Genomic DNA, 25770 nt, shown 5'->3' with positions numbered 1-25770 from the left:
TCAGAATTGCTTTGGCTTCCCAGATTCAGAACTCATCGGCACCGGTCACCTGGGCGATGGGAAAGATGTGCCGGGATGCGGCGCAGATGGTCTCCAGGGCGTGGATCGGAACGTCCTCGATCGAACGACTCATCCGTAGGATCTCCACGACCCATTCGCCGTCTTCGAGTTCCAGGGTGTCGGGCTCCGACCCGACGGGCGGCCGGGCGATCAGTCGCTCTTCCGCCCACCCGAAGCGGTGGCCCAGCGCCTCGATGCCCGCCTGCAGGCTCGGCTTGACGAAGTCCGGCTCGGCCAGCGGTGTGCCGCCGAACAGGTCGAGCCGCAGGTAGCTCGTGGCGATCCGCACTGGAACGTCGTTCGCGAGGAGCAACTTACGCCGTGCCAGGACGTCCGTACCGGGCTCGATCCGCAGCGCCTCCGCGACGTACGGCCCGGCGGGTTCCGGGCCCACGTGCAGCATCCGCCGGTCGGCGCGGACGCCCTGCCGCTCGGCCTCGGTCATGAACAACGACGCCGATCCCCGCACGGCCGGCTCGGTCGGCAGCGCCCGCCGCACGATCACAGGCCTGTCCCGCTCGACCGCCCGAGACGACCACTCATCACGCTTCACCACGCCGCGACTCTAGCCCCTGCGACGGCCTCCAGTTCGGCCGGCGACCCGGGCCACGGCATGGAGCATCCACGATGGCCGAGGTAATCTGTCAAACGGCCAGGATATCCTGGTTGTTTGACAGTAATATACGGAGCGTGATCATCTTGTCACGCATGCCCCTGTTGAAGGATCCAGGCATGCAGCAGCCACCACCTCCCATCTTTCCGATCTTCCGCTCGCGGATCACGTGTGCCGTGCTGACACACACATACGTGGGCGACAAAGAGCACTCCATCACCGCACTCGCTGCGGCGACCGGCACCGACAGCGGCACAATGGCCCGTGAGGTCTCCCGGCTCGAAAGAGCGGGCATTCTCGCCAGCCGTCATGTGGGGCGCACCAAACTGGTGCGAGCCAACCATGCGGCCCCCTTCTATGGGCCACTGCGCGATCTTGTCACGATCATTCTGGGCCCGGCCCAAGTTCTGTCGGAAGAACTGGCGGATGTCGAGGGGATCGAGGAAGCCGCCATTTTCGGCTCCTGGGCAGCACGGATACATGGCGAGTCCGGCCCCACGCCGGTTGACATCGATCTTCTCATCATCGGCCGACCCGATCGCGACGACCTCTACGACGCCGCCGCACGCGCGAAATCCCGGCTGGGACGCGAAGTCAACGCTGTGGTCGTCACGCGTTCCCGCTGGGAGGCCAACAAGGACGGATTCATCCGCGAACTTCACAGCCGCCCAGTCGTCGCAGTGCCGCTTCCCCATGGGAATGCGGCATGACCAGTTGGGCACGGGGACGGGAGGAAATCCTCGGCATGCTCCAGCGGCGCGAACTCACTCAGGTGGTCGCGGATGCCGAACTCGCCGAACGAATGCTCGCGACCGCGCGGCAGCACCTCGTCAGTGCCGAGACACTCGCCGACACGGATCCATATCTTGCCTATGCGGCGCTACATGACGCCGTTCGCAAAGCTTTGGCGGCGCTCCTGCAGGTCCAAGGGCTGCGGGCGACAACGACAGGTGGTCATTTGGCCGTTCAGCACGCAGCCCGTGCCCAGTTCGGCGCCTCCCTGGGGGCGATCCTCCGGCCGATCGATCGCATCCGTACGACGCGACACGAAAGCGAGTATCCGACGCCGACAACCTGGATCGACGAGGAGAGCGTCCGCGATGACCTTCCGGCGGCGGCCGCCGTCGTGGACGCGACCGGCAAGGTACTGTCTCATCTCTCGCCGTTCATTCCGTGAGATCTCCTCCTCCGACTGGGGCGAGAGATGCGAATATGTCAAACCGCCAGGATATCCTGGCTGTTTGACAGCAGCGGCGTGGGCAGACGAAAAAGCCCCCGCCCGGATGGGGCGGGGGCGTGCGACGTGGAGGTGGCGGGAATCGAACCCGCGTCCTTCAACACCAAGACAGGGCTTCTCCGGGTGCAGCCTGTTGCGATTTTCTCGGCCCCGGTGATCTCACAGGCGAGTCGCCGACGGGCCCAGTCACTGTTTGGTTTCCCGAACGACCCCGTGACCGGGTCGAGCGGTTGAGCCTCCTAGCGATGTCAGATCCGGGCCGGAGGCGGTCCCGGGCTGACAGAGGTCACTCGCTGGTTAGGCAGCGAGAGCCAGGGAACCCTGGCTAGCCTCAGTGCGCGTGTTATTGGCACTTATTTTTTCGCGGTCACAGTGTTGACGGGGTTATGTCCGCAGTCCCCGACCCGCTTCCCCTGACTTGCAATGCCGAAGTCGAAACCGGTCACCCCCTGGAAAGGGCAACTGTGAAAATCGTCGCCTCTTGAGTTGTCAAACCCGTCTCCCCGGCGGCCGATCCCTTGGCGGGCCGGTCACCTGCCGGATCCGGGCGTCCTCAGTCTAGCTATGACAACGCCCGGGGCGCGAGCCGGATTCCCGCCCGGAGAGGTCAAATGTTGACCGTACGGCGAAGCCCCCGGAACGTGGCGTGACGCACACGTCCCGGGGGCCGACCGGCAGGGTCGAGCCGGTCCGGACGGCAGGGCTCCCCCCGAGATGGAGCCCTGGTCTCATCACGGCGACTGAGCCCGCAACCCCCCAAGCGGTGCCCAGTCACCTAGAAAGACGCCGAGGAGGCCCCCGATGGTTGCTCGCCGGCCGAGAATTTTTCAGCGGTCGTCCGGCAGGCCCCTGAAGAACGCCCCGGCGATCGCGGAAGCCGCTGCGGCGTCGGCGTTCTCGGCGAGTACGGCCACCGCCACGTCGCCCTGCCAGCCCACGAACCATGACAGGTTCACCCGCTGTTTCTTCTCCACCTGGGTGGTCTGGGCGGCCACGCCGTAGACGTCGCCGCCGGGGGCGTCGGCCGCGCGGGCCGCGCCGGAGGTGACCCCGGCGCGCATGAGCGCACGCAGCTTGACGATGGTGGTGGCGTCGAGCGGGATGGGCTGCGGCCGGCCCTGCTGCGGGCTGTCGGGCAGGGCGCCGGACGAGGGTCGAGGGGCCGCGTCCGGCGAGGTGGGCGAGGTGACGAGCACCGGCGGCCGCCACGTCCCGGAGTCGACCGCCGCGGCCACGAGGGCCATCGTCAGCGGGCTCACCTGCGCGGTCTGCCCGGTGATGACCCTGGCGACGGCGGCGTCGCTGTTCGCGTTCGGGACCGACCCGCTGAACGTCCTGAGCGGCAGCCCCCAGTCCCCGCCGATCCCGAAGTTGGACGCGGTGGCGCTCAACGAGCGCCCGTCGATCCGTCGGGCGAGGGAGGCGAGGGCCGTCACGCAGCCGTCGGCGAAGTCCGTACGGAAGGTCGGCGAGACGAGCCCGATGATCCCCGGCTGCAGGAACCGTGCGCCGCCCACCGTGCGGTCGGCGCTGCACGGCACCCGCTGCATGGGATCGAGGCCTCCCTTGAGCAGGCCGGCCGCCGCGATGATCGAAAAAGTCGTGCCGGCCGGAAACTTGCCGGCCAGGGCGTCCTTCTCCTGGTGGAGACCGTTCGTGGACACCGCGAGGATCTCACCGGTGGAGCCCTTGACGGCCACGAGCGCCGACGAGCGGGCGGCGGCCACCGCGGCGTCGCCCGCGCTCTGGGCGGCGCTGTCGATGGTCGTCTGGACCGGCATGGCCTTGCGTACCGGTCGCCAGGCCTTGAGCTCCTTGACCTGCTTGCCCGTGCGGCTGTCGAGGATGACGACGCTGGTCTCGGTCGAGCCGGTCAGCTGATCCTGGTAGGCCCGCTGCAGGCCGTCGCGGCCGACCGAGTCGCCCGCCCGCTGCGGACCGCCGAGCTGCTGCTCGGCCTCGGGGGTGATCGCGCTGACCCGGCCCACGATCTGCACGGGCGACTTCGGCGCCACCGGCGGGTCGTCCGGGACGATGCTGATGCCGGTGATCGCCGTCAGCTTGTCCTTGATCTGCGCGAACTTGGTGCGTCCGAACGTCGCGAGCGGGACGAAGTCCTGCGGCGGCGACGAGAGGATCCGGCTGAGCAGGCGGTCCTGGGCGAATCCGGTGACCCGCGACAGCTCGTCGCACAGCCGATCGGGGTCCTTGATCTTCGCCGGGTAGACCCCGGCCACGTAGAGGATGGTCTGTTCCTGGAGCGGATTGCCGTTCCGGTCGAGGATCGGCTGACGGCCCTCGGGCCTGGTCGCCACGGCCAGGCGCTGCCCGTCGTGCAGGTCGGGATGGATCACGCTCGGTGACCACCGGACCTTCCACTGTCCATCGACCATGTGCAGCGGCAGCGCGCCGTCGTACTCCCAGAGGGGGTTGTTCTCCCCCAGATCCACCTCGGCGTGGTAGTCGGCCCGCGCGGTGTCGCCGTCGCTGCTGATCCCCTTCACCAGAAATCGGATCGACGCGGCGTCGAGTTGCAGCCGGGCGTTCTCCAGCGCCTTCCGCACGGTCGCCGGGTCGCCGTCGGCACGCTTTGCGGCCTCGCCGTACTCCCCGGTCTCCCAGCCGACGAGGAAGTCCCGCACGGCCTCGTGCGGGGACGGTTCCTCGAAGCACGCCGTCAGCAGGGGCATCGCCAGCCCCAGTGCCAGCGTGGCGCGTACGGCTCTCGCGCGGGCGGTGGTCGCGGACACGGGACGGGACACGACCTAACGGCCTCCCCGGCGGCGGACCGCCTTGACCGCCGCCTTGGCCGTCGCGTTGGACATGGCCCGGGCCATCTCCCGGTTGGCCTGCTTCTCCAGCAGGGTCTGGCGCTTGTCGTAGTCCTTCTTGCCTCGGCCCACGCCGATCTCGATCTTGGCTCGGCCGTCCTTGAAGTACAGCGACAGCGGGATCAGGGTCAGGCCGCGCTCCCGCAGGGTCGCCTGCAGCTTGCCGATCTCCTTGCGGTGCAGCAGCAGCTTTCGGGTGCGCCGCGCCGCGTGATTGGTCCAGGTGCCCTGGCTGTACTCGGGGATGTACACGTTGATCAACCAGGCCTCGCCGTCCTGCATCGAGGCGTAGCCGTCGGTGAGGTTGGCCTTGCCCGCGCGCAGCGACTTGACCTCTGTGCCGGTCAGCACGAGACCGGCCTCATAGGTGTCCTCGATGAAGTAGTCGTGCCTGGCACGCTTGTTCTGGGCGATCAGCTTGCGCCCGGTCTCACGTGGCATACAGGGAGCCTACCGTCGGCGCGGCGAGCGAAGTCGCCGCGCGCGGTGGGGTGCCTGTCCGTCCGGTCACACCCGGAGGTAGCGGCGCAGGGTGACGAAGGAGGCGAGGATACAGATCACCACGCCGACCACCATCGTGAACGTGATCACACCGGCGAGCGTGTCCCAGCCGAGTGGGACGGCCATGTACGCCTGGATCCCGTCGAAGATGAGGATCTTGGTGATGATCAGCAGAACGGCCGCGCACACGCCGCCGATCAGGCCGGCGATCACGCCCTCCATGACGAACGGGAGTTGGATGTAGAGGTTGGAGGCGCCGACCAGCCGCATGATGCCGGTCTCCCGGCGGCGGTTGTAGGCGGACAGCCGTACGGTGTTGGCGATGAGCAGGGTGGCCGCGATCACCATGATGATGGCCACGCCGAGCGCCATCCACTGCAGCTTCCCGAGGAAGCCGAACTGCGTGTCGAGGATCTCTCGCTGGTTGACGATGTTGGCGATCCCGGTCTGACCGGACAGGCTGTTCGCGACGGCCTGGGACTTGTCGGGGTCCTTGAGCTTGACCCGGAACGAGTCGGGCAGGTCGCCGGCCTGGATCACCGTCAGGAACACCTTGTTGTTCGGCTGCCGGCGGAACTTCTCGTACGCCGCCTTCTGGTCCTCGTACTCGACCTTGGCCACCTCCGGCAGGCCCTCGATCGTCTGCTGCAACTGCGTCTTCTGCGCCGTGGTCAGCGGGGGTTTGCCCTTGCACGACTCGAAGGCGCTGTCCTTCTGACAGAGGAAGACCGACAGCTCGACCTTGTCGGTCCAGTAGTTGGTCATCTTCGAGACCTGAGAGTTGATCATCAGCCCGATGCCGAGCAGCGCCATGCCGACGGCAACGGTCACGACGACCGCGATGGTCATCGTGAGGTTGCGGCGAAGGCCGATCCAGACCTCGGAGAAGATGAAGTTGGCCCGCATGGTCCCAGTTACTCCTAATACGCCTGGCCGTACACGCCGCGTGACTGGTCGCGAACGATCTTGCCGTCCTCCAGCTCCACCACGCGCTTGCGCATGGAGTCGACGATGGCGGCGTCGTGCGTCGCCATGAGCACGGTGGTGCCGGTCCTGTTGATGCGGTCGAGCACCTTCATGATGCCGATGCTGGTCGCGGGGTCGATGTTTCCGGTGGGCTCGTCGGCCAGGAGGATCATCGGCCGGTTGACGAAGGCGCGGGCCATCGCGACCCGCTGCTGCTCGCCGCCGGACAGCTCCTCCGGCATGCGGTGGGCCTTGCCCTCAAGCCCCACCAGCTCGATCACCTCGGGCACCACCTTGCGGATGAACCGGCGCGGCTTTCCGATGACCTCCAGCGCGAACGCCACGTTCTCGTAGACGTTCTTCTTCGGCAGGAGCCGGAAGTCCTGGAAGACACAGCCGATACGGCGCCGCAAATGGGGCACCTTGAAGTTGGACAGCCGCGAGAGGTCCTTGCCGGCCACGTGGATCGTGCCGGAGTTGGGCCGCTCCTCCTTCAGGACAAGCCGGAGGAAGGTGGACTTCCCCGACCCTGAGGGGCCGACCAGGAACACGAACTCGCCCTTGTCGACGTCCACGCTCACGTGGTCGAGGGCGGGCCGGTTTTGGTTCGCGTAGACCTTGGTGACATTATCGAAATGGATCACGGGCGCATCACGGCAAGCCAGTCTAGGGGGTGGGACATCCAGTTCCCGGGTCGCCGGTCACTTTAACGATGATCGACGTTCGGGTTGGCCAGAGGCCAGTCTAGGGGTAACACTGGCATGGAACGTCCGTAACGGAAACAAAACAAATGGGCCTTGGGTAGTGGGGCGGTAAAACTGCTATGAGCTGCGAACATCTGATCTGCGCGGCGTGCGCCGGCCCCGTGGTGGAGGGCCGTTGCCCCGTGTGCCGGGAGGGCCGCGCCAAAGTCCACCATCACGGTTTGGGAAATCTCTCGCCGATCATCATCACGCTGCTGGTGCTGCTGGCGATGGCTCTGCTGGCGTTCAAGCACGTCGGCGGATACTAGGTTCACCGATCACGCCGGCGCCGTGACCGACGCCGGCGCGGGGATCGACCGGGCGGGGCCGCCTACTGGGCGCCGTCGGTCTCCTGACGGCGCATCCAGCGGATCTCGCCCTCGATGAACTCGTCGAGCTCGCCGTCGAGCACGGCGCTCGGGTTGCCCGCCTCGACGCTCGTGCGCAGGTCCTTGACGATCTGGTACGGGTGCAGAACGTAGTTGCGGATCTGCGTGCCCCAGGAGGTCGTGGACTCGCCGCGCAGCTCGTTCATCGCGGCGGCCTCCTCCTGGCGCTTGCGCTCCAGCAGCTTGGCCTGGAGCACCGCCATCGCGGTCGCCCGGTTCTGGAGCTGGGAGCGCTCGTTCTGGCAGGAGACCACGATGCCGGTCGGGATGTGCGTGATCCGTACGGCCGAGTCCGTGGTGTTCACGCCCTGGCCGCCCGGTCCCGACGACCGGTAGACGTCGACGCGCAGCTCGTCCTCGTTGATGTCGATGTGGTCGGTCTGCTCGACGACCGGCACCACGTCCACGCCCGCGAACGACGTCTGGCGGCGGCCCTGGTTGTCGAAGGGGCTGATCCGAACCAGTCGGTGCGTGCCGTGCTCGCCCCTCAGCGTGCCGTACGCGTAGGGGGCCTTCACCGTGAAGGTGGCGGATTTGATGCCCGCCTCCTCCGCGTAGGACGTCTCGTAGACCTCGGTGGAGTAGCCCTTGCGCTCCGCCCACCGCAGGTACATCCGGAGCAGCATCTGCGCCCAGTCGGCGGCGTCGACCCCACCGGCCTGCGAGTTGATGGTGATCAGCGCCTCACGGGAGTCGTACTCCCCGGAAAGCAGCGTGCGCACCTCCAGCGCCCCGATGTCGGACCTGAGCGAGGTCAGCTCCCGGCCCGCCTCGGCCAGCGCGTCCTCGTCGTCCTCCTCGGCGGCCAGCTCGAACAGGACCGGCAGGTCCTCCAGGCGGCCGACCAGAACCGACACCCGGTTGACCTCGCCCTGCAGGTGCGACAGCCTGCTTGTGACACGCTGGGCCTGCTCGGGGTCGTTCCACAGGTCGGGCGCGGCAGCCTGCTCCTCCAACTCGGCGATCTGCTTGCGCATCGCGTCGATGTCGAGCACGTCCTGAATGCCCTTCAGCGTGCCGGTAAGCTCGTTGATCTCTTCGGCTGGATCGATGACTGCCACGTTTGTAAAGGGTACGCGAACGGCGGACCCGCTCGGGTCCCACGCCCGGTCCCCGTGGCGGGAACACGGCATGATTTGTCGCCAAGCCATAGCATGTGGAGCGGATATGGGGGGTGGCGTGAACGGGGCCGTTCGGAACGCGCGCACCCATGCCGTCACCCGCGTCGCCGTGCCGGTTCTCGCGCTCGCTCTTCTCGGCGTGGCGGGCTGCTCCGGCCCCGGGCCCGCGGAGCCGGCGGCATCGGCCACCCAGGCGGCCGCCGCCTCCAGCATCCCGGCGGCGCCCGGCACCTCTCCCAGCCCCCAGCCCCACGGAACACGGCCGCAGGGAGCCCAGCCACAGGGAGCCCAGCCGGAGAGCACCCAGCCGCCCGCCGTGACACTCGACGAGGCCCGCGAGGCGCTCGACACGTTCCTGGCGACCGACGAGGTCGTGCGGGCGGCCCAGGCCGACCGTTGGACGCTCGTCCTGACCCGGGACGGCCGACGCCCGATCACCGTCGCCCAGCTCCACACCCACTCCGCCAAGGGGTCCCGTACCGGCGAGGCGGCTCCGTACACCTGGAGCCACCGTGAGGTGTTCGTGCCGCGGCAGCGGCCTGGGAGCTCGCCTCAGTGGTTCGCCGCGACGGCCGAGCGCCGGGACGCCTCCGGGCAGTCGCGTACGGTCATGCTGACCTTCGCCCGGGCGGGCGCGGGCTCGCCCTGGCAGAACAGCTCCGAGTCCCTGCTCTACAAAGGCGAGGAGCCGCCGGATGTGGCCGTCGACGAGGACGGCTATGCGGCGGCCCTGGACCCGCGCGACCAGAGCGTGGCGGTCAGCCCGAACCTGCTGGGCCCCCTGCACGCGACCGTCGCGGAGGAGGGGACCAAGGGCTTCGCCTCCGCGCTGATCGCCCCGGGCCCGCACACGACGGGTTTCTCCGCAGACATCGAGGCCACCAGGAAGGAGGCCCAGGGCCGCGACTGCATGAGCTACAGCTCGATCTTCGCCGTGGGGGCGAATTACCCGATCTACGCCATGCGGACCGCGGACGGCGGCGCGCTCGTCTTCTACACCCTGGTCCGCACCTCCACCTGGTCGACCGATCCCGGGCTCAAGTGCGGCAAGGGCCGGCCGGTGGCGATCCCCCGGGACGCCCGGTGGCTGCTGACCGCCAAGGACGTGCAGATCTCCACCAAGCGCCACATCCAGGAGACCCAGCAGTACGTGACCGCCGTGCCGCCCAAGACCTCGACCGCGCCCGTGCACGTCATCGGCTACGAGGGCGCGGTCACCGAGGCCTCCAACAACTGAAGGCGATCACGCTCCTGGTTGCGGGAGCTTGCTGGACGAGACGAGGGTCCGTACGGCACGCAGGGCCACCGACAGCGTGGCGAGATCGAAGGTGTCGCTCTCCCAGATCTCCGACAGCGTCTGGCGTGCCCGCGTGACGGCGGCCTCGTTCACCTCGGTCCAGTGGATGAGCCGCTCCTCCGGCGACAGGCCCGGCTCACTGTGGATCAGCACGTCGCGGGTGAGCGCGGCGTGCGCCGCGTACAGGTCGTCGCGCAGCGCCGCGCGGGCGATCGAGTTCCACCGGGTGTCGCGAGGCAGCGCGATCACCCGCTCTCGCAGACGGGCGATCTGCAGCCGGTCGGCCAGGTCGAAGTAGACCTCGGCCACCTCGTCCACCGGCCTGCCGGTGAACGCGGCGGTCTCGACCAGGTCGAAGGTGGAGTAGGCGGGCACCATCGCCGCGACCCGCTCGGCCAGCTCGTCCGGCACGCCGCGAGCGGCGAAGGAGTCCCTGCGCTCCTCGTAGGCCGACAGGTCGGAGCCGGTCAGCAGCTTCGGCAGGTGCGGCAGCAGGTCCCTCGCGCCGTCGAGGAAGACCTTCCCCGTGGCCGCGAGGTCGAGCGGCGGCCTGCGGTTGCCGAGCAGCCAGCGGGTGCCGCGCTCGGACAGCTTGCGCGCCTCGAACAGCATGGTGAGCCGGGTGGCGCTGTCCACGTCGTGGTCGAGTGACTCTATCTGGCGGACGAACCCGGGCAGATCGAACACCTCACGGGTCACCAGGTAGGCCCGCACGATGTCGGACGTCGAGGCCCCGGTCTCCTCGGTGAAGCGGAACACGAAGCTCGTCCCGCCGAAGTTGACCACGTCGTTCACCACGCCCGTGGTGATGATCTCCCGCCGCAGCGGGTGGGAGTCCATGTACGTGCGGAACCGCTCGCGCAGCGCGGTCGGGAAGTACGACACCAGCCAGGACGCGAGGTACGGATCGTCCGGGATGTCCGACTGGAGCAGCTCGGCGTCCACCACCAGCTTGGTGTAGGCGAGCAGCACGGCGAACTCCGGGCCGGTCAGCCCGAGCCCGGCCTGCCGGCGCTCGGCGAGGGCCTTGTCCGACGGCAGGAACTCCAGCTCCCGGTTCAGCAGGCCGGCCCGCTCCAGCCGCCGGACATACCGTGCGTGGATGTGCAGCATCTCGGGCGCCTGCGCCCGGGCCGCGGCGAGCACCACGTTCTGCGCGTGGTTGTCCTCCAGCACCAGCCGGCCGACCTCGCCCGTCATGTCGAGGAAGAGCGCGTTGCGCTGCTCCGCCGTCACGTTGCCGTCGCGTACGACCTGGTCGAGCAGGATCTTGATGTTCACCTCGTGGTCGGAGGTGTCCACCCCGGCCGAGTTGTCGATGAAGTCGGTGTTGATCAGGCCGCCGCTCCGCGCGAACTCTATCCGGGCGAGCTGGGTGAAGCCGAGGTTGCCTCCCTCGCCGACCACCTTGCAGCGCAGCTCGGCCCCGTTGACGCGCAGCGGGTCGTTGGCCTTGTCGCCGACCTCGGCGTGGCTCTCCGACGCCGCCTTGACGTACGTGCCGATGCCGCCGTTCCACAGCAGGTCGACGGGGGCCCGGAGGACGGCGCTGATCAGGTCGTTCGGCGCCAGCCCGGTCACCCCGTCGGGGATGCCGAGCGCGGCCCGCATCTGCGGGGAGACCGGGATCGACTTCGCGGTGCGGGGCCAGACCCCGCCACCCGCCGAGATCAGCGAGCGGTCGTAGTCGTCCCACGAGCTGCGCGGCAGCTCGAACAGCCGCCGCCGCTCGGCGAAGCCGCGGGTCGCGTCGGGCGACGGGTCGACGAAGACGTGCCGATGGTCGAAGGCCGCCACCAGTCCGATGTGTTCCGACAGCAGCATGCCGTTGCCGAACACGTCACCGGACATGTCGCCGATGCCGACCACGGTGAAGTCGGTGGTCTGGACGTCGACGCCGAGGCTCCTGAAGTGGTACTTCACCGACTCCCAGGCGCCGCGCGCGGTGATGCCCATCGCCTTGTGGTCGTAGCCGACCGAGCCGCCGGAGGCGAAGGCGTCGCCGAGCCAGAAGCCGTAGTCCTTGGCCACGCCGTTGGCGATGTCGGAGAACTTCGCCGTGCCCTTGTCTGCGGCCACCACCAGGTAGGTGTCGTCGCCGTCGTGCCGGACGACGTGCGACGGCGGCACGACCTCGCCCGCGACCAGGTTGTCGGTCACGTCGAGCAGGCCCGAGATGAAGTGGCGGTAGCATGCCACGCCCTCGGCCTGCAGCTCGTCCCGGCCGCCGGTCGGCGGGCGCTTCACGACGAAGCCGCCCTTCGACCCGGTCGGCACGATGACGGTGTTTTTCACCATCTGCGCCTTGACCAGGCCGAGGATCTCCGTACGGAAGTCCTCCATGCGGTCAGACCAGCGCAGGCCGCCGCGGGCCACCTTCCCGAACCGCAGGTGCACGCCCTCGACGCGCGGCGAGTAAACATAGATCTCATACTTCGGCCGCGGCAGCGGCAGCACGCTGATCGCCTGCGAGTCGAACTTCAGCGACAGGTACGGCTTGCGCTTCCCGGAGACGAACCGGCTGCCGGCCGTACCGGTGTCGCGGCCACCGGCGCCGTCGGGCTGGAAGGCGTTCGTCCGCAGCGTCGCCTCGATCAACTCCAGGTAGGCCCGCAGGATGCGGTCCTCGTCGAGTGAGGCGACCTCGTCCAGCGAGGCCAGCACCTCCTCACGCAGCGCCTCGCAGACCTCCGACCTGGCCTCCTCCGGGCGGCGCGGGTCGTGACGGGCCTCGAAGAGCCGGACCAGCAGCCGGGCCAGCCGCACGTTGCCGAGCAGCACCTTCTCGATGTAGGCCTCGCTGAAGGTCGTCCCGGCCTGCCGCAGATATTTGGCGTAGGCCCGCAGGATCTCGGCCTGTTCCCACGACAGGCCGGCGGCCAGCACGAGCGCGTTGAAGCCGTCGTCCTCCACCTCGCCGCGCCACAGCACCGCGAACGCGTCCTGGAACAACCGCTTGAAGGCGTCGCCGCCCACGTCGCCCGAGGGGGCGTAGCGCAGGCCGAAGTCGTAGATCCAGGCGTCCCGGGTGTCGCCGTCGTTGGTCCGGTGGATCTCGTACGGCCGCTCGTCGACGACCTCCACGCCCATCCGCTGCAGCAGCGGCAGCACCCGCGACAGCGAGACCGGAGCGCCCAGCTTGTACAGCTTGAACCTGCGCTCGTCGTCGGCCGCGTCGTCCGGCTCGTAGAGGTCCATCCCGATCTCAGAGGGATCGTCGGCGATCCGCTCCAGCCGCTCCAGGTCGGCTACGGCGGTACGCGCCGGGAAGTCGGCCTTGTACCCCTCGGGGAAGGCCGTGCCGTACCGGCGCAGCAGCCTCGGCGCCTCCTCCGGTGAGCACAGCTCATGGATCGCGGCGGCGAGGTCGTCCTCCCAGGAGCGTGTGGTGGCGGCGAGCCGCGCCTCCAGCTCCTCCACGTCGGCCGGCAGTTCCCCCAGCTGGGTGCCGCGCTCACCGCGGATCACCACGTGCAGGCGGGCCAGCGCGGCCTCTCCGATCATCGCGCTGTAGTCGAGCGTGGTGCCGCCGAGGACGTCCAGCAGGATCTGCTGCATCTGCAGCCGCACCTTGGTGGTGTAGCGGTCGCGCGGCAGGAAGATCAGGCACGAGATGTAGCGGCCGTAGTCGTCACGGCGCAGGAACAGTTTGACCTGCTTGCGCTCCCGCAGCCGCAGCACGCCGAGGGCGATCGCCAGCAGCTCCTCCACCGAGATCTGGAACAGCTCGGCGCGCGGGTAGGTCTCCAGTATCTCGATCAGGTCCTTGCCGTCGTGGCTGTCCGGAGACAGCCCGGCCAGGTCGAGCACGTCGGCGAGCTTGCGCCGCAGCACCGGGATCCGCGAGATCGACTCGTTGTACGCGACGTGCGTGAACAGCCCCAGAAAACGCCGCTCGCCGATCACCTCCCCCTCCGGGGAGAAGAGCTTCACGCCGACGTAGTCGAGGTAGTGGGGACGGTAGACCGTCGCCCGGCTGTTGGCCTTGGTGACGATCATCACCTGCTTCTCGCGGGCCTTGGCGCGCAGCTCGGGCGGCATCGCAGCGAAGCTGGCCGACCCTGCCTTGTCGGCGCGCAGGACGCCGAGCCCGGTGCCGGGCACCGCGCGCAGGCTCTCCCCCTTCTCGGTCTGCTCCAGGCGATATTCCCGGAAACCGAGGAACGTGTAGTGCCCGTCGGCGAGCCAGCGCAGCAACTCGACGCTGTCGTCGACCCCGGCGCGTTCCAGCGGCGGCGGGTCCGCGGCCAGGTCCTCCGCGGTCCGTACGGCCAGGGCCCGCATCTTGGCGAAGTCCTCGACCGCGCAGCGGACGTCGAGCAGCACCCGCCGCAGGTCGTCTTCGAGCCCTGCGAGGACGGCCGGGTCGGACTGCCGGTCGATCTCGATGTGTATCCACGACTCGCGCAGCGTCTGGCCCGTGACGGCGTCCTGACCCGGGTCGAGGAGCGCGCCGGTCATGTCGCGGCGAACCGGCATCTGCGGGTGGACGACCAGGTGGGTGCGGAGCTCGTGACGGTCGAGCTCTGTCGTGACGGAGTCGACCAGGAACGGCATGTCGTCGGTGACGATCTGGACGACCGAGTGGCCGGAGTCCCAGCCGCAGCCAGGGAGGGCCGGTGTGAAGACCCGGACCAGGGCGCGGCCCTGCGGCCGGTTCTCGGCCAACCGGCGGTGGGCCATGGCGGGCCCGGAGACGTTCACGGGGTCGCGGTCGACCAGGTCCTCCGGGGCGACGTGCATGTAGTACTGCCGGAGGAAGACCAGTGCGTCCTCTGCCCGCATCCGATGCGCGCCGGAGACCTGGGTGCACAGGTCCGGTGCGCCGGGTGTCCCCTCATCGGGGGCCTGCGGTCCCGGGACCGTTCCCGGGGTGTGCGCTCCCGGTGTGTGCACGCACCTGTCGGCGGCCGTACGGAGGATCTGATCCAGTGCCGTGTCCGGCTCATTCCCGTTGACCGGCATATCGAGCGGCATGTCGCTTACTCACTCCTTTGTGAGCCTTGAGAAATCAAAGCCACGCCCGTAGTTCCCAGAGAAGGGGGAAGAAATGCATGCGCGTCCGCCCTCTCAGGTACGGCGCGCCGGACGAGCCGCCAGTGCCGGATTTGGTGCCGATCTGGCGTTCGACCATCTGGACGTGCCGCATCCGCCAGAGAGCGGTGGTCTCGTCGTGGGTGAGGAGATCCTCGGCGAGCTCCCACAGATCATCGTGCGATCCGCGGTCCCTTGCCACCGCCAGCAGGGAATCCATGATCTCGTCGTCGGAGACCGGCAGGCCGCGCTGGGAGAGAGCGGTGAGGTAAGCATCCCACAACGAGGGTTCCGCGAGACGCCGTTTGAGCCGAGCGGTTTCCGCGTCGCCGACGTCCCGCAGACGGGCCAGATACACCGGGTCCTTCGCCCCCGAGAGGAACTCCAGCTCGCGGAACTGGACCGACTGGAACCCGCTCGCCGGAGCGAGCGCCGACCGGAACTCGAGGAAGTCCTGCGGCGTCATGGTCTCGATGACCTGCACCTGCTCGACCATGACCCGCTCCACCGAGTGAACCCGGCGGAAAAGATGCCTGGCCCGCCACAGCGAGCCCTCGATCATCGCGTCCCTGATCCGCTCCAGCTCGTGCAGCAGCAGCTTGAACCAGAGTTCGTAGACCTGGTGGACGGTGATGAACAGCAGTTCGTCGCTGGCGTCGGACCTTGGTTCCTGCTGGGCGAGCAGACCGGGCAGCCGGAGGTAGCCGCCGTAGGACAGGCGTCCGCCTTCCTCTCCGAAGCTACGCGGAGGGGGTTCGTTCCGTTCGCCCCCCGTGCCGGCTCGCCGACTCGGCGTTACAGGCATGCGTCACCCCTCCGGCGGCAGGGCCCTCCGATCCCCATTGATCAGAAGCTCGGCCACCGTCCCCGATATCACCCCATAACACCACAGACGCCAACTCGATGCACGCCAAATCGCAAGGCCTGCCACGACCGAGACCGGACCTTGGTGATCACGCCAAATGGGTCCCGACGCCGTCGAACACGACGCCTGACTGTCACGCCCTGGTGATCGGGGCGGTGATCACGGCGACGATGGTCGTCCCGGAGGGAAACTCGCCGTACTCGGCCAGGGTGAAGATCCCCCAGAGCATCTTGGCGACGTAGACCCATTCGAGCACCATGCCGTGGCGGTCGGCGAAGTCGGTGATGAAGGCGTCGAGATCGGCGTTCCGCTTGGCGTAGCCGCCCGCGTGGAAGTCGTAACTGATCGACCAGTTCGCCGACATGCCGCCGTACGCGACCTGCTGGAGGTGGGCGACGGTCTCGGCGAGGAACCGGCCGCCTTTGAGCACGGAGAATCCGAGCGCACGCTGACCGGGGGCCAGCCCGGCGGCGATGCCGGCCAGCGTGCCGCCGGTGCCGACCGGGCAGCAGACGAGGTTGAACGGCACGTCGATCTCGGCCGGCAGTTCGGCGCAGCCGAGCACCGCCAGCTCGTTGCTGCCGCCCTCGGGCAGCCGGTAGAAGTCGCCGAACCGGCGTCGCAGCGCCTCGACGGCCTCCGGGTCGTCCTTGGCCCGGTAGCTCGTCCGGTCCACGTACACCAGCCGCATTCCGCACCCGGTCGCGAACGCCAACGTGTCGTTGAGCGGCAGGTGCTCCTCACCACGTATGACGCCGATCGTACGGAACCCGAACTCGGCGCCGGCCGCCGCGACGGCCCGGATGTGGTTGGAGTAGGCCCCGCCGTACGTCAGCAGCGTTTCGTGGCCGAGTTCGGCGGCGCGGGTCAGGTTGTGGCGCAGCTTCCGGTACTTGTTGCCGGGCAGGAGCGGATGGAGCAGATCGTCTCGCTTGAGCAGCAGCCGTACCCCGGCCGCGGCGAGGCGGTCGTCGTGGAGTTCCGTGAGCGGTACGGCCCGAGCCCGCCCGAGCTCCACCCGCTCCCCCAGGCCGCCGACGTCTCCCCCGTTCACCCCGCCAGTATAGATTTCACCCGGCTTCCACCTCCTTATGATCAGGAGGCGGAAGCCGTACCTGCCTCGGGGCGCGGGTTGGGGTTAGGCTCGGTCGAATTCGCCGAGTTTGGCGCCCTCGATGAAGGCGTCCCACTCGCCGGGGGTGAAGACGTGTACCGGACCGGCGCCCCTGTCTTTGGTGTCACGCAGGGCGACGCGCCCGCTGCCGAGGAAGGCCACCTCGACGCAGTTGTTCTGGCCGTTGGAACGACTGCTCTTGAACCATCTGGCCGTGGCCAGTTCGTCGCTGCTCATTGTTCGAACTCCCTTGCTGCCTTGGCGATCAGATCTCGTGATGCCGCCTCGTCTAGAGCGGCCCTCCAGATGTCGTTGAACGCGGTGTCGTACCGCTCGATCTCGTGCGGCTTGTCGAGGAAGAGCGCGCCGGTGAAGCCGTCCACGTAGACGATCGGCGGCTCGGTCGGCTTGCCGTTGCCGTTCAGGGGAAACTCCAGCATGGTGAACGGGCCGGACATGATTCCGGCATACATCCCGGCTTCGAACGGCATGACCTTGAGCTCCACATTGGGCAGATCGCTCACCTCAATCAACCGAGTGAGCTGTGCGCTCATGACCTTCTCGCCGCCCACCGGCCGGCGCAGGATCGCCTCGCCCAGCACAACCCGTAGCTCGGGCCGGTTCGTTACCCGGGTGAGCAATGTCTGCCTGGCGATGCGGAGCTGAACACGCCGTTCGATCTCGGCGGTGTCGTTGTCGGGGTTGTCGGCGCGGATCAGCGTGCGGGCATAGTCCGCGATCTGGAACAGCCCTGGGACGAGTTCCATCTCGTACCAGCGGAGGCAGGCGGCGGCCTCCTCCAGCCCGATGTAGACGTCGAAGCCCTCGTTGATGACGTCGCTGTAGCTCAGCCACCAACCACGCGCCTTGGTCTCTTTCGCGAGCGCCATGAGCGATTGCGTCAAATCGTCGGGGGCACCGTAAATGCGGCAAATGCTCTCGACGTCGAGTGAGCGCATCGAGGTCTGCCCGGTTTCGATACGCCAGATTTTCGTTTCTGACCATTCCAGCGCTTCGGCTGCCGCTTTGACACTAAGCCGTGCACGATTGCGCAGATCGCGCAGGTATCGGCCAAGTTGTCGCCTTGGCACGGTAGAGCCAGAAGCGCCCTCTATCATCCCGCCTCCTCGTCTTGAGATTCGTCTTTCACTCGCAATGAAAGCATCCGGTCGAACGCTTTGCAATGAACTTATGCGAGTGTGGCCATCGAGGTAAGTATTTCAAACGAAACCTTGCGCGGCGTCATTTCTCAGTGCTTCACTCTGGTCACTCATCAGATTCGTCCGTTCGCGCACTGTAGTTGTCTCAGTGCGTCGGGCGGCTCACCGAAGATCAGAGAGGAGCGGTGCGCGGGTGGAACCCTTGATGTACGGCTACATGCGCCTCCACGACGGCGAGGCCGATCAGGCCATCCGCGACCGCGAGAAGGCCATGAAGCGCTTCGCGGAGGCCGAGGGCTACCACCTCGTCACGATCTTCTATGAGGACGAGCCGGGCAGGTTTCCCGCCTTCACCGAGCTACTCGACGAGCTCCAGCGGGCCGAGGCGTACGACGTGGTGGTCCCGACGCTGAACGACCTGTCCGGCCACCGCCTCATACGGAGCTTCATGCTGGAGAAGCTCGAAGACCTCGCCGGAGCAGCCGTACACGTGATGGGCGCAAAGCATGAGAAATCGACGGCCAGGCCTGGCCGGCTCGGGGATACTTCAACAGCCGACGCAATCGACCATGACGAAGATGCTGTCGAAACGGTGTTTCGACAGCACTAACGTCGTGATCGATTCCGGGCGGGGCCTGTCAGCGACACTCGGCGGCGAGACGGGGTTGGTCGGCGGTGAGTTCCCTGACGAGGGAGGCGACCTGGTCGACCTCGATCAGGAAGCCGTCGTGGCCGTGCGGCGACTCGATCACCCGTAGCCGGTCAGCCCCTGGGATGCCGTCGGCGAGCTCCGCCTGCTGGACGAGCGGGTAGAGCCGGTCGGAGTCGATGCCGGCCACGATCGTCCGGGCGGTGACCCGACACAGCGCGGCAGCCGTACCACCACGCCCCCGGCCGATGTCATGGGCGTTCATCGCCTCGGCCAGCGTGACATAGCTGCCCGCGTCGAACCGGCGTACCAGCTTGTCGGCGTGGTGGTCGAGGTACGACTCCACCTGGCGGCGGCCGCCCCGCCACGGGTCCTCGTCCCCCTGCGGCAGCCGGCCGAACCGGGCCTGCAGCTCCGGCTCGCAGCGGTACGTCACGTGGGCCAGCCGCCGCGCGATGCCGAGCCCCGCGTGGGGTCCCCGCCCCGGACCCGCGTCGTGGTAGTCGCCGCCGCGCCAACCCGGGTCGGACCGGATGGCGTGCAGCTGGATGCCCGCCCAGGCGATCTGTTCGGCGCTCGCCGCGCCCGTGGAGGCCAGCACCAGCAGCGACCGCACCCGCGCCGGGTGGGTCACCGCCCACTCCAGCGCGCGCATGCCGCCCATCGACCCGCCGATCACGAGCGCCCAGCTCTCGATCCCCAGCGCGTCAGCGAGGTGGGCCTCGGCCGCCACCTGGTCACGCTGGGTCAGGAACGGGAAGGCCCCGCCCCAGCGCCGTCCGTCCGGACGGCGGGAGGAGGGGCCCGTGCTGCCCTGGCAGCCGCCGAGCACGTTGGGCGCGACGACGAACCAGCGGTCGGTGTCGAGTGCGCGGCCCGGCCCGATGAGCCCCTCCCACCAGCCGGCGGTCGGGTGGCCCGGACCGGCCGGGCCCACGACGTGGCTGTCGCCGGTCAGGGCGTGCAGCACCAGGACCGCGTTGGAGCCGTCCGGTGCGAGCCGCCCCCACGTCTCGTACGCGACGCGGACGCCGGGCAGCTCGCCCCCCGCCTCAAGCGGCAGCGGGCTGTCCGGCGTCATCCATCGGCGATCGCCAGGAGGGTCCCCCTCCTGCCACGCGCCGGTCGCCGGTGGCGGCGGGAGGTTCGCGACGCCCTCCCGCGCCGTCCCCTCCCGCGCCATGCCCTGCCGTACGGTCAAGACGCCGCCTTGGCCGCTCGGAAACCGGCCTCCAGATCGGCCTTGAGGTCGTCGATGTTCTCGATGCCCACCGACAGCCGTACCAGCCCGGGCGCGACACCCGCGGCGGCGAGCTCCTCCTCGTTCAGCTGGCTGTGAGTGGTCGACGCCGGGTGGATGATCAGGCTGCGCACGTCGCCCATGTTGGCCAGATGGCTGAACAGCTCCACGCCTTCGACGAACCGCTTGCCCGCCTCGATGCCGTCACGCAGTTCGAAGGCGAAGACCGCCCCCGCGCCGCGCGGCAGGTAGCGCTGACGGGCGTCGTACCAACGGCTGGAGGGCAGACCGGGGTGGTGCACCGCCGCGACCTCGTCCCGCTGCTCCAGCCATTCGGCCAGGGCCTGGGCGTTGGCCGAGTGCCGTTCCATCCGCAGGGACAGCGTCTCGATCCCCTGCAGCAGGAGGAAGGCGGAGTGCGGGGACAGCGCCATGCCGAGGTCGCGCAGCAGTTGGACGCGGAGCTTGATGGCGTACGCGCCCGGGCCGAGAGCCGGCCAGTAGCGCAGCCCGTTGTAGGTGGGGTCGGGCTCGCTGAAGTCCGGGAAGCGCTCGGGGTGGGCGCCGAAGTCGAACGTGCCGCCGTCCACCACGACACCGGCGATCGTCGTGCCGTGGCCGCCGATGAACTTCGTCGCCGAGTGGACGACGATGTCGGCGCCGTGCTCGAGCGGACGCATCAGGTACGGCGTGGGCAGCGTGTTGTCCACGATGAGAGGGAGACCCGCCGCGTGGGCGACGTCCGCGACGGCCCGCACGTCCAGCACGTTGCCCTTGGGGTTGCCGACGGACTCGGCGAACAGCGCCTTGGTGTTCGGGCGGATGGCGTCCCGCCAGGCGTCCAGGTCGTCGGGGTCGACGAAGGTCACCTCGATGCCGAGCTTGCGCATCGTGTGGCGGAGCAGGTTGTAGGTGCCACCGTAGATCGTTGAGCTGGAGACCACGTGGTCGCCGGAACCGGCCAGGTTGAGGATCGCCATGGTCTCCGCGGCCTGCCCCGAGGCCAGCGCCACTGCGGCGACGCCGCCCTCGAGCGCGGTCACGCGCTGCTCGAAGACGTCCTGGGTGGGGTTGCCCAGCCGGGTGTAGATATTGCCCGGCTCGGTCAGGGCGAACACGCCCGCCGCGTGCTGAGTGTCGCGGAAGACGAACGAGGTCGTCTGGTAGATCGGCACCGCGCGGGCGCCGGTGGTCGGGTCGGGTACGGCTCCGGCGTGCACCTGCTGGGTCTCGAAAGACCAGTTCGCGGAGGCGGGGGCGGATTCGGTGTGCTGCTCGCTCATGGTTCTCCGTAGGTTATCGGACAGCCTGAAACTGGTTTACAGCTGGTAGTCATGTGCCCTGTACGGGCACAGCCGGGCGGCCGTCAGGGTTCGGCGGGCGGTGGGATGGGTGATCGTCACCGTGCACGACATCGGGCAGGCATTGGGAACGCCACCCCGGACGAGACCCGGGCGGCGGCGAAGGAAAGCTTCAGGGCGCCGGTGGACGGCGCGGCACGGCCTCAGCGCATGGCGACGGAACACATGGCGCTGGCAACGCGCAGGTAGTCGACGTGGCGACGGATCACCAGCATGATCACACGATTAAGGCAACCATGTGCGCGCCCCAAAAGCCAGCCCTTGTGACCAAAATCTCGGCCCGGTCCGGGAAGTCATGAGACATCACTCTCCCGTAGCACTAAGAGACACACCGAGCTACGATGGTGTCATGAAGACCATCACCCAGCGAGAGTTCCGCAACAACTCTGCTGCAGTTATGGACGCGGTGGAGAACGGCGAGGTCTACCACATCACTCGCAACGGCATTGAGGTCGCCGAGCTACGGCCCTTGGCCCGCCGACGCCGTCTTACGGCCGAGGAACTGGTGGCCCGGCACCGTCGACTGCCGCGTGTCGACTACGCCGAGATGCGGCGGGAAGCCGACGAGTTCTTCGGGACGGAGGATCGCGTCGGAGATGACGACCCCTGGGAGCGCAGCCGTGCCTGACCGGCAACAGTCCGGCGTGCTCGACACCTGTGTCTACATCGATCTCGGCGTGATCGATCCCGCAGACCTGCCCGTTATCCCCGAGATCACTGCGATTACCCTGGCCGAACTTCATCAAGGTGTCGCCATGGCGAAGGACGCCACCGCCAGAGCCGCCCGAATGGAGAAGCTTGGGGCGGCCGTCGCCGACTTCGAACCGCTACCGTTTGACGGCGACGCCGCTGCTCGTTACGGAACCCTCGTGGCTCTCACCTTGGCCGCGGGCCGTGATCCCCGACCCCGTCGGATGGACCTCATGATCGCCGCAGTGGCCTCCAACCGTGGCCTGTCGCTCTACACACGGAACCCCGCCGATTTCATCGGCCTTGAGAGCATGGTGGCAGTCGTTCCGGTTTGACAGCAGGTCGGCAGCGCGCGTGGCGGGGCCGCCGAACTGAGCGAAGCGGGAAAGTTCGGCGGCCGCGTGCACCAACCCGGCATCAACACGAAGAAGCTGCGACGACATCACTTCGGTCGCATCCGGTGCCATGATGAGTCACCCAGTCCGGTTGCATCGGACGACCTGCACACCCTTGACAACGCCGACGAGACAGCCAGGATGAGCGCACGGCAGGCCGCCCGTCGCTGCCGTGCTCGTCGGCATGACGTGGCCAGTGGCCGGCCGCTACTTCAGGTCCCAGGCACCAGCCGGGATGATGTACCGAGTGTGGCTGCCACGCAGCCAGGCGGCGTCTAGTTCTCGTCCGGTGACCCGGCCGACGAGCTGGAAAGCGGCGTCGAGCAGCTCGTCCACTGGGGTTTCCTGGTCCAGGGGCAGCCCGTCCATGTACCGGTCCAGCACGTCGGGCTCGGGGCCGCACCTGACGTCGGGGTCGGCCAGGGACACGCTCGTGAGCGCGCGCCCGTCCACCACGTACTCCAGGTCCTCTGGGCCCTCCAATTCCAGCAGCGGCCAGCCCAGGTAGAGGAGCGCGCCGCCGTCGGAGAGCTCCAGCTGCGGCTCGTTGATGCCGATGTGCAGGCCCGCGTACTGGATGATCTGCGTCCAGCCGGGAGCTTGCTCGCCGATCCACACCACGCCGGTCTCCGCATCCAGCTCACCCAGGCCGTCGCCGATCTCCGCCCATACACACTCGGTGGCCGAATCGGGATCGACCCGCAGCCGGGCGGCGGCCTCGGCGACGCTCAGGCCCTTGCACCAGGCGCCGATGAAAACGTCGTGCAGTTCATACTCGTTGAGCAGGTCGTAACGCTCGTTGGGGAAAGCCATAGTCGAGTCCTGTTCGGATGGGGGAATCACCCTGGCGCGGCACGCCGGGAAGCGGGCCGCGCCAGAGCAGTGTCGCGATCACTCTGCTAGTGGATCACCTAGTCCACGATTCTCACCCAGAACTTGTTGTCGGTGCCCACGCGATAGCGCGAGTAGAACGCCGACAGGTACCGACCGTGGAGGTTGTTCTGCCGTGCCGGGATGTACATGATCGAGTAGTGCCCGTTGGCGTCCTTGGCGCCCTGTTTGCTGCTGGCGTAGGGGAACTCGTCCGCTCATGCCTGCAGGGTGTGGCGATCTCGTTCGGTTCTCTCGCGACCAGGCCTTGGCATCGGCGCTGGGAGAGGCTGTGCCGCGCCGTAGGCGCCTTCCACCATCAGTACCCTCAAGATCATGAAGGTGGAGACCCGGCCGCCTCCATCGCCGCCGCCGCCTTCCGCATGATCCGCGTCATGGTCGTCAACTCGTCCGGACTGCAGTGGTCGATGAGGAAGGCCCGGACGACGGCCAGATGGCCGGGCGCGGTCCGCTCCAGGCAGCGCGCTCCTTCACCGGTGAGCGTTGCCACGACGCCCCGCTCGTCCGAGGCGCAGCTCACCCGCTCGACCAGTCCGATCTTCTCCAGCCGGCCGATCTGGTAGCTGAGCCTGCTCTTCGAGACGACCACCAGACGGGCCAGTTCGGTCATGCGCAATCTCTTGCCGGGGGCAGCCGAAAGCCGGGCCAAGATCTCGTACTGCGAGTGAGTCAGGCCCGAGTCGGCCTTCAACTGTTCCTCGATCCGGCGTTCCAACAGGTGCGACGTCGTGAGGTAGGCCAGCCAGGCGTCGAACTCACGCTCGCTGAGCCAACGGGGTTCCTTCACCCGCCAAGTATAGGTCTTGTTCAAATTTGAACCATCAACTAAGATCCGTTCAAATTCGAACGAAAGGAGTCAGCGCATGCTCGCTCAGATTCGCCCCATCGCCTTACTGATCGGCCGGGTCGGCATCGGGGTCATCTTCCTCATGCACGGCTGGCAGAAGTTCACGACCATGGGACTGCCCGGAACCACGGCGTTCTTCGAGCAGATCGGGGTTCCGCTACCCGGGCTGGCAGCACCGGCAGTCGCCGTACTGGAGGTGGCCGGCGGCCTCGCCCTCATCCTGGGCGCCGTCCTGCCGGTCGTCGGAACCCTGCTCGCGCTCAACATGCTCGGTGCGATCGTCTTCGTTCACGGAGCCAACGGCTTCTCGGTGGGCGAGGGCGGATACGAGTACGTCCTCGCCCTCGCCGTGGCGGCGTTGGCGATCGGCTTCAGCGGTGGCGGCACGCTCGCCCTCGACACTCTCTGGCAGCGGCGAGTCAGCTCGCGCGCCTGAGGCGAACGCGTACAGAACGGGCTCGTCATCGACCTGTCACCGATGAGCACGGCCTCTTTCACCCGAGGTCACGCCATGATCGGTGCCGGGCCCGGCTCATCACCCACAGCCGCATCGACTTCGAATCGGCACGCCGTTAACGTGACCGGACGGCTACGGCTGGACAGAAGATCTTGTGGATATTAATTTGGTAGTTAGCTAACTAGGAAAGAACCCGTGGAAGAGCCCGGAAACCACCGCCGAACACGATGAACAGGGTCTACGAAGCACTCGCCCACCCGACCCGCCGCCAGATCATCGCGCTGCTGCGCCGGCGCGAACGGTCGGCCGGCGAGCTCGCCGAGCACTTCGACATCGCCAAGCCGACCCTGTCCGGCCACCTTCGCCTGCTACGGGAAGCGGGCCTGATCTACGGCGAGCGGCACGGGACATCGATCGTGTACCACCTGCATCTGTCCCTGCTGGAGGAGGCGCTGGGCGCACTCCTCGAAATGTTCAGGATCGGGAGTGAGAGGAGTGTCGATGACGACTGACGAATCCACCGAATCCTCCGAATCCACCGACAGCAAGCGCCGTTACCTTCGTCGCGGGCTCATCGGTACGGCCGTCGCCTTACTGGCTTCGGCAGGCGTATCCATCTGGGGATGGATCCATATCCCGGAAGACGCCCGGATCCCCACCCACTGGAATGGCTCCGGGACGGCTGACGGCTTCAGCGGCAAAACCGGCGCTCTCGTCGAACTCCCACTGGTCATGCTCGCCGTCAGCGCCCTGTTCGCCGCCCTGCCGTTTCTGATCCCCCGGCAGGAAATGGCGGCCAGGGCGCGCTTCATGACGGCCGTCTGGATGGGCCTGCTCCTCCTGTTCTTAGGTGGCCACGGCGCGATCATCATCAATGCCACCGGCGGTGAGATCCCCGTCGTTCGCGTCGCCTTCGCGGGGGTGGGCATTCTCTACCTGCTGCTCGGCAACTACCTCCCGAAGATCCGAGGCGGCTCGGCCACCGGCACGGGCGGTCGACAGGCGGCACAGGACCTACAGATCACGCCACGCGCCCAGCGAATGGCCGGACGGATGTTCGCCGGGCTGGGACTGATCATGCTGGCGTTCGGCTTCGTGCTGCCGGTTCCGGCACTCACCGCGATCCTGCTTGTCGGCACCGTCGCCACCGGCCTCACCGTGACGTTCTATTCCTGGTGGTCTCTCGATCCCCGACAGAGCTAGTGCGAGATCACGGGGGGGGTGAGACCCCACGGGGGTGATGGAGATGTGACCAACCTGGCCGGATCATCGGGCGTCTCAACGAGGTAGATCGACACCTCGGAGAGTG

General features: G+C 67.9%; 26 protein-coding genes, 1 other RNA gene and 1 pseudogene. 10 read left to right on the top strand and 18 right to left on the bottom strand.

Features of this window, described 5'->3' with window-relative positions:
- Positions 1–25 precede the first annotated feature (25 nt).
- Entirely contained in the window at positions 26–616 is a 591-nt protein-coding gene (locus Mth01_RS05460) for a UTRA domain-containing protein (RefSeq protein ID WP_239089383.1), read from the bottom strand.
- Between the two features lie 134 nt (positions 617–750).
- Here Mth01_RS05460 and Mth01_RS05455 point away from each other — a divergent pair, with 134 nt between their 5' ends.
- Together Mth01_RS05455 and Mth01_RS05450 are read left to right on the top strand one after the other, a co-directional pair.
- Positions 751–1383: a hypothetical protein gene (locus Mth01_RS05455; protein WP_204012236.1), complete on the top strand. Its 633-nt coding sequence runs from the start codon at positions 751–753 to the stop codon at positions 1381–1383.
- 35 nt (positions 1384–1418) lie between these two features.
- The gene (locus Mth01_RS05450) at positions 1419–1850 is read left to right on the top strand and encodes a HEPN domain-containing protein (protein WP_204012233.1); all 432 of its coding nucleotides are present in this window, start codon (positions 1419–1421) and stop codon (positions 1848–1850) included.
- 124 nt (positions 1851–1974) lie between these two features.
- On the opposite strand, the gene ssrA is transcribed toward Mth01_RS05450, so the two are convergent.
- The 5 genes from ssrA to ftsE all read right to left on the bottom strand — a co-directional run bounded on the left by ssrA (position 1975) and on the right by ftsE (position 6852).
- Positions 1975–2360, bottom strand: a transfer-messenger RNA (tmRNA) gene (ssrA, locus tag Mth01_RS05445).
- Positions 2361–2737: 377 nt separating this feature from the next.
- Positions 2738–4672: a penicillin-binding transpeptidase domain-containing protein gene (locus Mth01_RS05440; protein ID WP_239089382.1), complete on the bottom strand. Its 1935-nt coding sequence runs from the start codon at positions 4670–4672 to the stop codon at positions 2738–2740.
- Between the two features lie 3 nt (positions 4673–4675).
- A complete protein-coding gene (smpB, locus tag Mth01_RS05435; RefSeq protein ID WP_204012217.1) occupies positions 4676–5182 on the bottom strand; it encodes an SsrA-binding protein SmpB in 507 nt (168 codons plus the stop codon).
- Between the two features lie 66 nt (positions 5183–5248).
- The gene (ftsX, locus tag Mth01_RS05430) at positions 5249–6148 is read right to left on the bottom strand and encodes a permease-like cell division protein FtsX (RefSeq protein ID WP_204012212.1); all 900 of its coding nucleotides are present in this window, start codon (positions 6146–6148) and stop codon (positions 5249–5251) included.
- Positions 6149–6162: 14 nt separating this feature from the next.
- On the bottom strand, positions 6163–6852 hold the full coding sequence (gene ftsE, locus Mth01_RS05425; RefSeq protein ID WP_204012210.1) for a cell division ATP-binding protein FtsE: 690 nt from the start codon (positions 6850–6852) through the stop codon (positions 6163–6165).
- A 179-nt stretch (positions 6853–7031) separates the two neighbouring features.
- Here ftsE and Mth01_RS05420 point away from each other — a divergent pair, with 179 nt between their 5' ends.
- Complete coding sequence (locus tag Mth01_RS05420; protein WP_204012207.1) at positions 7032–7220, top strand: RING finger protein; 189 nt, start codon at positions 7032–7034, stop codon at positions 7218–7220.
- 62 nt (positions 7221–7282) lie between these two features.
- Here the strand turns inward: Mth01_RS05420 and prfB are convergent, their stop codons facing one another.
- Positions 7283–8401: a peptide chain release factor 2 gene (prfB, locus tag Mth01_RS05415; RefSeq protein WP_204012205.1), complete on the bottom strand. Its 1119-nt coding sequence runs from the start codon at positions 8399–8401 to the stop codon at positions 7283–7285.
- 118 nt (positions 8402–8519) lie between these two features.
- On the opposite strand from prfB, the gene Mth01_RS05410 reads away from it, so the two are divergent.
- A complete protein-coding gene (locus Mth01_RS05410) occupies positions 8520–9698 on the top strand; it encodes a hypothetical protein (protein ID WP_204012203.1) in 1179 nt (392 codons plus the stop codon).
- Between the two features lie 6 nt (positions 9699–9704).
- Here Mth01_RS05410 and Mth01_RS05405 read toward each other — a convergent pair whose 3' ends face one another.
- The 5 genes from Mth01_RS05405 to Mth01_RS05385 all read right to left on the bottom strand — a co-directional run bounded on the left by Mth01_RS05405 (position 9705) and on the right by Mth01_RS05385 (position 17889).
- On the bottom strand, positions 9705–14735 hold the full coding sequence (locus Mth01_RS05405; RefSeq protein WP_239089381.1) for an NAD-glutamate dehydrogenase: 5031 nt from the start codon (positions 14733–14735) through the stop codon (positions 9705–9707).
- A 34-nt stretch (positions 14736–14769) separates the two neighbouring features.
- A complete protein-coding gene (locus Mth01_RS05400; RefSeq protein WP_204012201.1) occupies positions 14770–15597 on the bottom strand; it encodes a tryptophan 2,3-dioxygenase in 828 nt (275 codons plus the stop codon).
- Positions 15598–15790: 193 nt separating this feature from the next.
- Entirely contained in the window at positions 15791–16711 is a 921-nt protein-coding gene (locus tag Mth01_RS05395; RefSeq protein WP_239089380.1) for a 1-aminocyclopropane-1-carboxylate deaminase/D-cysteine desulfhydrase, read from the bottom strand.
- 84 nt (positions 16712–16795) lie between these two features.
- The gene (locus Mth01_RS05390) at positions 16796–17008 is read right to left on the bottom strand and encodes a DUF397 domain-containing protein (protein WP_204012199.1); all 213 of its coding nucleotides are present in this window, start codon (positions 17006–17008) and stop codon (positions 16796–16798) included.
- Positions 17005–17889 (bottom strand): helix-turn-helix domain-containing protein, encoded by an 885-nt coding sequence (locus Mth01_RS05385; RefSeq protein WP_204012198.1) that lies wholly within the window; start codon positions 17887–17889, stop codon positions 17005–17007. The genes Mth01_RS05390 and Mth01_RS05385 overlap by 4 nt, the downstream gene beginning before the upstream one ends.
- Before the next feature lie 235 nt (positions 17890–18124).
- Here Mth01_RS05385 and Mth01_RS05380 point away from each other — a divergent pair, with 235 nt between their 5' ends.
- Positions 18125–18541, top strand: coding sequence for a recombinase family protein (locus Mth01_RS05380; protein WP_204012197.1), 417 nt, complete (start codon positions 18125–18127; stop codon positions 18539–18541).
- Between the two features lie 28 nt (positions 18542–18569).
- On the opposite strand, the gene metX is transcribed toward Mth01_RS05380, so the two are convergent.
- The 3 genes from metX to Mth01_RS30350 form a co-directional block, all read right to left on the bottom strand.
- Positions 18570–19763 carry a homoserine O-acetyltransferase MetX gene (metX, locus tag Mth01_RS05375; protein WP_204012643.1) on the bottom strand — a complete coding sequence of 398 codons (1194 nt, stop codon included), beginning with the start codon at positions 19761–19763 and terminating at the stop codon, positions 18570–18572.
- A 14-nt stretch (positions 19764–19777) separates the two neighbouring features.
- On the bottom strand, positions 19778–21103 hold the full coding sequence (locus tag Mth01_RS05370; RefSeq protein WP_204012190.1) for a bifunctional o-acetylhomoserine/o-acetylserine sulfhydrylase: 1326 nt from the start codon (positions 21101–21103) through the stop codon (positions 19778–19780).
- A gap of 221 nt (positions 21104–21324) precedes the next feature.
- Positions 21325–21396 carry a putative leader peptide gene (locus Mth01_RS30350; RefSeq protein ID WP_407695923.1) on the bottom strand — a complete coding sequence of 24 codons (72 nt, stop codon included), beginning with the start codon at positions 21394–21396 and terminating at the stop codon, positions 21325–21327.
- 134 nt (positions 21397–21530) lie between these two features.
- Here Mth01_RS30350 and Mth01_RS05365 point away from each other — a divergent pair, with 134 nt between their 5' ends.
- On the top strand, positions 21531–21809 hold the full coding sequence (locus Mth01_RS05365) for a type II toxin-antitoxin system Phd/YefM family antitoxin (protein WP_204012188.1): 279 nt from the start codon (positions 21531–21533) through the stop codon (positions 21807–21809).
- Positions 21802–22206: a type II toxin-antitoxin system VapC family toxin gene (locus Mth01_RS05360; RefSeq protein WP_239089379.1), complete on the top strand. Its 405-nt coding sequence runs from the start codon at positions 21802–21804 to the stop codon at positions 22204–22206. Before Mth01_RS05365 ends, Mth01_RS05360 begins: the two co-directional genes overlap by 8 nt.
- A 267-nt stretch (positions 22207–22473) precedes the next feature.
- Here Mth01_RS05360 and Mth01_RS05355 read toward each other — a convergent pair whose 3' ends face one another.
- The 3 genes and pseudogenes from Mth01_RS05355 to Mth01_RS05345 all read right to left on the bottom strand — a co-directional run bounded on the left by Mth01_RS05355 (position 22474) and on the right by Mth01_RS05345 (position 23944).
- Entirely contained in the window at positions 22474–23079 is a 606-nt protein-coding gene (locus tag Mth01_RS05355) for a hypothetical protein (protein ID WP_204012185.1), read from the bottom strand.
- Between the two features lie 98 nt (positions 23080–23177).
- Positions 23178–23339: pseudogene (locus Mth01_RS05350) on the bottom strand (hypothetical protein); the annotation flags it as partial.
- Positions 23340–23470: 131 nt separating this feature from the next.
- On the bottom strand, positions 23471–23944 hold the full coding sequence (locus Mth01_RS05345; RefSeq protein ID WP_204012184.1) for a MarR family winged helix-turn-helix transcriptional regulator: 474 nt from the start codon (positions 23942–23944) through the stop codon (positions 23471–23473).
- Between the two features lie 76 nt (positions 23945–24020).
- On the opposite strand from Mth01_RS05345, the gene Mth01_RS05340 reads away from it, so the two are divergent.
- The 3 genes from Mth01_RS05340 (at position 24021) to Mth01_RS05330 (ending at position 25664) form a co-directional block, all read left to right on the top strand.
- Entirely contained in the window at positions 24021–24440 is a 420-nt protein-coding gene (locus Mth01_RS05340) for a DoxX family protein (protein WP_204012178.1), read from the top strand.
- 248 nt (positions 24441–24688) lie between these two features.
- Positions 24689–24973, top strand: a complete 285-nt coding sequence (locus Mth01_RS05335; RefSeq protein WP_204012177.1) for a metalloregulator ArsR/SmtB family transcription factor — start codon at positions 24689–24691, stop codon at positions 24971–24973.
- Positions 24963–25664 carry a DUF1648 domain-containing protein gene (locus Mth01_RS05330; protein WP_204012175.1) on the top strand — a complete coding sequence of 234 codons (702 nt, stop codon included), beginning with the start codon at positions 24963–24965 and terminating at the stop codon, positions 25662–25664. The genes Mth01_RS05335 and Mth01_RS05330 overlap by 11 nt, the downstream gene beginning before the upstream one ends.
- Positions 25665–25770 lie beyond the last annotated feature (106 nt).

The organism is Sphaerimonospora thailandensis, assembly GCF_016863115.1.
In the GTDB taxonomy this organism is placed as follows: domain Bacteria; phylum Actinomycetota; class Actinomycetes; order Streptosporangiales; family Streptosporangiaceae; genus Sphaerimonospora; species Sphaerimonospora cavernae.
This window is presented reverse-complemented; position numbering and strand designations above follow the sequence as displayed.